At 44.9% G+C, this 8,004-nt stretch carries 6 protein-coding genes and 1 pseudogene; 3 read left to right on the forward strand and 4 right to left on the reverse strand.

All coding sequences use genetic code 11. From position 1 onward, the window contains the following. Positions 1–2 precede the first annotated feature (2 nt). The 4 genes and pseudogenes from M9196_RS07020 to cls all read right to left on the reverse strand — a co-directional run bounded on the left by M9196_RS07020 (position 3) and on the right by cls (position 3,984). The gene (locus M9196_RS07020; protein WP_250616807.1) at positions 3–626 is read right to left on the reverse strand and encodes a DsbA family protein; all 624 of its coding nucleotides are present in this window, start codon (positions 624–626) and stop codon (positions 3–5) included. 32 nt (positions 627–658) lie between these two features. After that, positions 659–972: pseudogene (locus M9196_RS23695) on the reverse strand (DUF6693 family protein). Positions 973–1,103: 131 nt separating this feature from the next. Beyond that, positions 1,104–2,306 carry a cystathionine beta-lyase gene (locus tag M9196_RS07030; protein WP_250616809.1) on the reverse strand — a complete coding sequence of 401 codons (1,203 nt, stop codon included), beginning with the start codon at positions 2,304–2,306 and terminating at the stop codon, positions 1,104–1,106. A gap of 223 nt (positions 2,307–2,529) precedes the next feature. Next, positions 2,530–3,984 (reverse strand): cardiolipin synthase, encoded by a 1,455-nt coding sequence (gene cls / locus M9196_RS07035; RefSeq protein ID WP_250616810.1) that lies wholly within the window; start codon positions 3,982–3,984, stop codon positions 2,530–2,532. 489 nt (positions 3,985–4,473) lie between these two features. On the opposite strand from cls, the gene M9196_RS07040 reads away from it, so the two are divergent. The 3 genes from M9196_RS07040 to M9196_RS07050 all read left to right on the forward strand — a co-directional run bounded on the left by M9196_RS07040 (position 4,474) and on the right by M9196_RS07050 (position 7,681). Continuing rightward, positions 4,474–5,817, forward strand: coding sequence for a sodium-dependent transporter (locus M9196_RS07040; RefSeq protein WP_250616811.1), 1,344 nt, complete (start codon positions 4,474–4,476; stop codon positions 5,815–5,817). A 203-nt stretch (positions 5,818–6,020) separates the two neighbouring features. After that, on the forward strand, positions 6,021–6,710 hold the full coding sequence (locus M9196_RS07045; RefSeq protein ID WP_250616812.1) for a TIGR01621 family pseudouridine synthase: 690 nt from the start codon (positions 6,021–6,023) through the stop codon (positions 6,708–6,710). A gap of 29 nt (positions 6,711–6,739) precedes the next feature. After that, entirely contained in the window at positions 6,740–7,681 is a 942-nt protein-coding gene (locus M9196_RS07050) for a class I SAM-dependent methyltransferase (protein ID WP_250616813.1), read from the forward strand. The last annotated feature ends 323 nt before the right edge of the window (positions 7,682–8,004 follow it).

The following is an 8,004-nucleotide window of genomic DNA, read 5'->3' on the forward strand; positions in this document are numbered from 1 at the left end:
TGCTATGGTGTTGTTGTGATCAGACTTCTCACTAAGTCGATGGTGGTGGATGGGTTTTTGTAATCGATAGGCAGTTCTGTCACGTTGCTATCTTGATAAACAAACAGCGATGGGAAACTGTTGCCACCTATTGAACGCGCAAACTGAATTTCTTCCAGTAAGGTTTGTTGCGTGGATTGTGCCTTAAAATCTGCTTCAAATTGTACAACATCTAAGCCAATATCTTGCGCCAGTGCGATAAGCACATCATCGTCACTCGGATTCTTTGCCTGCAGGTAGTAACCTTGCTGGATGGCTTGGTTCATCGCTTGTTCTGCATTCTGCTTTCTAGCGGCAAGGATAGCACGACATGCCGGGTACGTGGCTCTGCGAGGGGTGTTTTTGGACCAAAACTCGTAGTTGAATACAGCGCCCAGTTCCTGTTCAATCCGTTGCCAATATGATGCGATTTGACGTTGCATCGTCTCTGGCATTGCTATGTCGGTGTCTGGTGCTAGGCCACCTAGTACATACTGGATAGCCACGTCTTGTTTGAGCGTGCTCTGGATGGTGTCCCAAGTTGACTTGAATCCCCAGCACCAAGAGCACATTGGGTCGTAGACGTAATAGAGTGTCGCTTTGGTCATAGAAAGTAGTCCTTCACTTCATGAGTCGAATGTTAGTCGATATGGGTGTTATTGAGGGCGTAATTCCATACGCGATAAAAGTAAAAAATGTAGCCAATACCTAGGGTTAGAATAGAAATTATAAACCACAGTAGGACGTGGCCTAGGTCACTAAACAAGTCAATATCGCATTTCATTCTCCTTTCTACGCCGTTACTGTCAACGAGATAAGTACGGTTGAGAATGAATTTAGAAAAAGAGTAGGGGAAAAAAACAGTGCGATACCAAACGTCACAATGGAAAGGATAAGCCATAGTACTAGGTGACCAATAATATCAAAAATGGCGACATCGGCTCGTAATCTCATGATGTGATTCCTATGCAGTCAATTAAAAAACGATACGGCAAGCCAATGCCAACCGTAACGCGATATTACTCAATAACGCTCTACATCATGCATGCTGCAAAGCCGCTCTCGTTGAACTCGTCTACACCCGATTAGCTGGTGGGTGCGTCTTTAATGGTTTCGTTATAGCGTGTAAATGCCGCATCGAGGTCAACTAAAAGGTCATTCACATCTTCTAAACCAATATGAAGTCGAATGAGCGTGCCGGTAAAGTTGGGGTGAGCGACGGTACGTAGAGAGTTAAAGCTTTTAGGCTCGTTAGCGAGTACTAAACTTTCAAACCCTCCCCAAGAATACCCCATACTAAAGTGGCTCATACCGTCTAAGAACGCCGTAGTTGCGCGTGGATAAGCGGTTTTTAGAACGAAAGAGAACAGTCCATTCCCCCCAGTAAAGTCGCGATGAAAAAACTCGCTACCTGGACAAGTTTCTAAAGCAGGGTGGCGAACATGATCGACTTCAGGGCGTTCCGCAAGCCATTTTGCTACGATCAAACTGTTGTCGGCGTGTTGGCGCAGCCGTACATCGAGTGTGCGTATACCACGTAAACCAAGATAAGCATCATCTGGCGAGACACATTGCCCCATTAGGTAGCTCTGTTCACGCAACTGATCCCAATACTTCTCTGAAGCAACAGCAGTACCGAGCATGACGTCAGAGTGACCAACAATGTATTTTGTTGCCGCTTGAATTGAGATATCGACACCGAAATCGAATGGTGAGAAGTTCACCCCAGCGCCCCAGGTATTATCAAGCATGACGATGACATCTTGTTCCTTAGCTATCGCAGCCATGGTCGGAACATCTTGAACTTCCATGGTGACGGAGCCCGGCGATTCCAAAAATAAAATTTTGGTATTTGGTTGGATAAGTTCTCGAATGCCAGCGCCAATCGTTGGGTCGTAATAGGTGGTGTCTATTCCCATTTTTTTCATTATGGTGTCACAGAAATCACGCGTTGGTTCATAGCAAGTATCAACCATTAGAATATGATCGCCAGTTTCGACAAACGAAAGGATAGCATTTGAAATAGCAGCGGTGCCACATGGATAAAGTGCACAACCTGCACCGCCCTCTATTTCTGTCATTGCATCTTGGAATGCGAAGTGAGTATTTGTACCACGACGACCATAAAACAGAGTTTGCTTAGCTCGGTTAATCGTGGCGTGGTTTTTTTCTGCAACCGTATTAAAAACGACGGTAGAGGCTCTTTGTACCGGAGGATTCACCACACCGTTTGTCCATTTTTTATCGCGACCGGCGGTAACAAATTTGGTTGTTTTACTTTCTGACATCAAGAATCCCTGTTTGATTGGCTAGTGTGTCACGATGCTAATGTTAAATTCACCGAAACCTTTGTTATCAAGGATTTCCAGCGTTGTAATGAGCGATGTGAACCGAAAAAAGTGTAACTAGCAATAAAACACGAAGGCTTAAGAGTTTCAAGTCTTTAGCCTTGTGTTTTTCTGAATCTTTCAGGGTGAACCCATGAGCATTGGGTTCAGGGGTAATGAGTTGTTATAGAAGGGGGTTGAATAAGTAGAACAGGCGCTCGAAAAATCGATGGTACAAGCTTCGTTGCTGCCATTGGGTTGAGTCGATGATTTCTGAGTCCAACATGTAACTGTGTTGCAACTGACTCATTTGCTTTGTGAAAATAGGGTCTTCAACGGCCAGTGTCACTTCAAAATTAAGCCATAAGCTGCGCATATCCATGTTTACGGTGCCAACTAAGCAAAATAACTCATCAATAACCACCGATTTGGTGTGCAGAAGGCCACCGTCAAATTCATGAATCTTCACGCCCGCGTTGAGTAACTCAGAGTAAAAAGCGCGCGATGCCCATTGCACCATTAATGAGTCATTGTGCTTGGGAATAATTAGGTCAACGGTGACGCCGCGCTGCGCGGTCGTCTTTAATGTTTCTAGCAAATCAGCACTAGGAACAAAATAGGGCGTCGTAATGGTCACAGAGCGTTCTGCTTGATGCATGGCGAGCGTTAAAACCTGTCCAATCAGTTGGTCAGGCATACCTGGACCTGAAGGTACGACTTGGATTGGCTTCGAGTCTTGAGGAATATCGGTTTGGCAGTCAGGATGCACCGGAAGGCTTCGATCCCCTGTTTCTACCTCCCAGTCCCAACAGTGAATGGCCGATAGCACGTTTACGGTTGGACCTTCAATTCGAACCATGATGTCAATCCACTGACCCACACCGGAGTTTTGTTTGAAGAAAGCAGGATCAACCATATTCATAGATCCGGTATAAGCCACTTCATCGTCAATGGCGATAATTTTTCGATGCTGCCTTAAGTCAAGACGTCTCAAAAAGATACGCCATGGGGAAACTTCGAGCCCTTCTACTAGTTCAATCCCAGCATCACGCATCATCTTAGCCCAGTGGCTACGAAAAAATGCAGGGCTGCCCGCTGAATCTAATAATACCTTTACTCCAACGCCACGCTTTGCGGCTTGAATAAGCGCTGCGGCAACAGAATCGGCTAATCCACCCGGATGCCAAATATAAAACACCATACGAATGCTGTGTCTTGCTTGTTCAATGTCTTTGATAACGGAACGTAAACTAGAGTCGGGTGTTGTGTGCAATTGCAACGTGTTGCCACATAGAGCAGGGATGCCCATTCTATTGTTACAAAGGTTGTCAATCTTGGATATGTGAGTGCCAAGTCCGTCTTGCGTGTGGGCATTGCAGTCATTTAATTGATGAAACCAATCTCCAAATGGTTGAAACATGACACGAGCTCGTTCGGCTCTTTTACGACCAAGATTTAGCTCTCCAAACATAAAATAACAAAGGACACCAACGACAGGAATGATGTAGATAATCATCAACCATGCCAATGAAACACTGACAGCACGACGTTTGAGTACGACTCGCAATGTGACACCGGCAACCAGTACCCAGTAAAGGCCAATGCTGGCAAGCGTGAGAAAATGATAGAACTTGTCCATGTCGCCTCGATAGAAGAACGGTAATTAGAGAATAATCGTGTAATCAAGTATTTGGAATAGTCGCGTTGCTGTCAAATAGTTACTGAGATTACACAGCCTAGTTGATCACGGTTTTTCAGAAATGATTGGCAAATACGCGATTAGAGACGTCGCTTAGTGTGGTAATGATAACACTGCTTTAATTCGTTGTTGCTGCGATTATGTGCTAGGTGAAAGCTGAAAAGTAAGCAAATGATGCTAACAGTGGTAAATAATCCAGTGAATATAACGTCGGGGCTTTCAATTATATTGTTTAGGTGTTCTAATTGCTAGATGCTTTGGCGAGGTAATAACTTTTCTAACTGTAATTATTTGTTTACACCTGCCGGCAATACCCACCGCAACATAAGGAAAGGTCTGTTTCAAGTGAAAGCAGGCCATCGTGTTGTGACTCACTTCAGGATAGTCACCAGCTACTTCGTCAAATCATGACGAAAATTGGTACCAATAATGACAAGTTCCACCCGAGGACAATTTACTTCCCGTTTCGGCTTTATTATGGCTGCAGCCGGCTCCGCTGTAGGCCTAGGTAACGTTTGGGGGTTCCCAACCCAAACCGCAAGTAATGGTGGCGCCGCCTTCCTTTTAATTTACCTGTTAATGATGGCGCTGTTAGCCTATCCAATGCTCGTCGCAGAACTAACGATTGGTCGCTTTGGTCAGTCTAACCCTATTGCTTCATTACGAAAAATATGGACAAAAAATAAGTTCCTAGCGGTAGCATTTGGCAGCATCGCAATGCTCACTGCCTCCATGATTTTAAGCTTTTACGCCATTTTGGCAGGCTGGTTGATTGGTTTTGGTGCAGAGCCTATTTTGCAGTTGATTGGACTCAATACCCTTGCGGATTGGTTGGTGACATTTAGTACCGGGCGAAATGTCTTTTTGACCGTACTGTTTATGTCTATGACGGTATTTGTTGTTCGACGTGGTGTCGCTGATGGGATTGAAAAGTGGTCTTCGCGTTTAATGCCTTTGCTGTTTGGTCTGTTTTTGTTGCTGATTATCTATATCCTGACCCAAGATGGCGCGATGACAGGTTTGAAAATGTACCTGATTCCAGATTGGAGTCATGTTGATGCATCACTTGTTGTTAATGCGATGGGACAGGCTTTCTTTTCGCTGTCCTTAGGTGTGGGCGCGATGATGGTCTATGGTTCGTATTTAAAAAAAGACGTCAACATTCCTAAAACCGCTGGGCAAGTCGCGATCATTGATACTGGCGTGGCATTCTCAGCTGGGCTTTTAATTATGCCAGCGATGTTCGTTGCAAAAGCGAATGGGGTACAAATTTTTAATGAAGTGGGCGAACTGATTAGCTCTGGCAATCTGGTTTTCGTAGTACTACCAAGTTTGTTTGACACCATGGGGTTTGTGGGTGAGTTTCTAAGTGTGGCATTCTTCGCCCTAATGGTCATCGCCGCATTAACTTCTTCGATTGCGATGTTAGAAGTCCCTGTCGCTTGCTTACATGAAGAGATGGATATTAAGCGAGATAAAGCCGCGATGATTCTAGGGGGAGGCATTTTACTTTGTAGTACCGTTATTGCGGCAAACTTTGGTTTATTGTTTGATTGGGTGGCAACCGCATCAACCATGTATATGCAGCCGTTACTGGGCGTGCTATGGGCCGTTGTGATCGGATGGGTCTGGCATAGGAATGCGCTTCTTCAAGAGATTAAGCAGGGTCATCCAGAAATCGAGACGACGTGGTTTTGGAAGATCTGGCCATGGTATGTCAAATTTGTTTGTCCGGTGGCTATCTTAACGGTATTTGCGTACCCGTTTCTTTAAGTATGAATAACGCGAGCCCAATGCTGATAACTTGAGCTTCTGTCATGCGTTCGCTTCAATACTGATTATTTAATGCCAATCGGACTTTGTACGATTGGCATTTGTTATTGGTCGCGCTGAAAATAACACTAGCGCTATTATCGCTGCCCATTTGCTTTGTTTTGTGTATGATCGGCGCCAGTAATTTGCCCTGTGTAGTGTCTATGTTTGATATTCAATTTGAGAATGACCATTTTGTGGTCATCAATAAACACCCCGGCGTCAGCGTACATAAAGACGATGGTGATACCATGCTGGTGGAGGAGGTCGCAAAAGTGACTGGCGGCGCCAAGCTGTATCTTGTACATCGTTTGGATAAGATGACATCAGGTATTTTGTTGCTAGCCAAGAATGCTGCTATTGCTGCCGAATTATCACAACTTTTTGCCAATAAAGAGATCGAGAAGTTCTATTTAGCGATTGGCGAGAAGAAACCTAAAAAGAAGCAGGGGCTAATTTCTGGTGATATGGAGCGTTCACGACGTTCAATGTGGAAATTGATGACGACGAAAACCAATCCCGCCACGACTCAGTTCTTTTCTATGGCTGGTGATAATGGTGAGCGTGTCTTTCTGTGCCGCCCTCTAACAGGTAAGACCCACCAGATTCGAGTCGCACTAAAATCGGTAGGGTCAGCGATTGTTGGGGATCCTATATATAACGCCAGTTCAGAGTCAGATCGTGGTTACCTTCATGCCTTTGCCCTGCGTTTTTCTTGTCTAGGCGTTGACTACGAGTTTGTGTGTGATCCAAGAAGCAATACGATTTTTGGTGAAAAATGGCACTCAGAGGCGGTGATCAATGCCATTTGCGCTTGGGCGACACCTTGGAATTTGACGTGGCCGAAAAAATAGTGAGAGGCTAAGATTCGTGGAGAATAACGATGCATAAAGATAATTTGCTCGAGTTTTTTGAAGAAGTAACATCACAACTGACTCTAGCACCGAACGAAGTTCGCCGGCTTTTCCATGGGCGTGGTAAGCGTTGGCCTGGATTAGAGCAACTTACTTGTGATTGGGTAAACCATCAGCTTTTAGTGAACGTTTTTAAGGAAGTGGATGAAAGCTTCATTAATGCACTGACGGATGGTTTGAACCAAATAGTGAATAGCGAGTTGTGGCAAGCCAAAGCGGGACAGTGTGTTGCTATTCAGCATCGCTATCTAGATGGTGCCCCTATGACCGTGGTTTGGGGAGAGCTAGATACGAGCCCGGTGGTGATGGAGTCTGGTTGTAAGTACCAATTGGATATAGGGCGTAACCAAAATTTTGGTTTGTTCTTAGATATGCGCCTTGGTCGGGATTGGGTGAGAGCCAACGCAGAAGGGAAGCGGGTGCTGAACCTCTTTGCCTATACTTGTGGCTTTTCGGTTGCCGCAATAGAAGGTGGTGCGACACAAGTCGTGAATGTTGATATGGCTCGCTCGTCACTCAATAAAGGACGTGAGAACCACCGTGCCAATGGGCATGACCTTTCAAATGTGACGTTTTTAGGCTACGACATTTTTAAGTCGTGGGGAAAAATCAAGAAGTGTGGCCCCTACGAGTTAGTGATTATTGATCCGCCGTCTTTCCAAAAAGGCAGTTTTGCACTCACCAAAGACTACAAAAAAATCCTACGTCGCTTACCTGAGTTAATGACGGAAAGTGGCGAAGTGATTGCATGTGTTAATTCGCCCGTCGTGACCCCAGATTTTCTGATTGATAGTATGAAAGAAGAAGCGCCAGGGTTGCAATTTGTGGAGCGGTTAGACAATCCGCCAGAGTTTGCGGATATCGACCCTGATGCGAGTTTGAAAGTGCTATTATTTAGAACAGAAAATTAGTCCGCTCCGTGGCTTAATGTTAACTAATGAGAGAGTTAAAACCGACAGGTAACTAAAAATTAGATTTAAAACTAAGAAAAACCAGTGATGGTCGGACTTTCAGAAGGGCCGAGTCTGTAACAGACTCAGTTAAGTCCTCAGGAGTTATAATTCCTTTCGCTGCTTACTTGGCGAAAGCTTCAAGTTCTTTCTTGTTCATGTTGTTGCCTATCCTTAGCCTTTAAGGCGTAGTTTAGGCAATGACACAGAATTTAAGACCGTCTCGTCGTACATTAGAGTTGGTAAGCGACGCCAAGTGTCCAAATATTGTCTTTTTCCAAACG

Source organism: Vibrio methylphosphonaticus (assembly GCF_023634655.1).
In the GTDB taxonomy this organism is placed as follows: Bacteria; Pseudomonadota; Gammaproteobacteria; order Enterobacterales; family Vibrionaceae; genus Vibrio; species Vibrio methylphosphonaticus.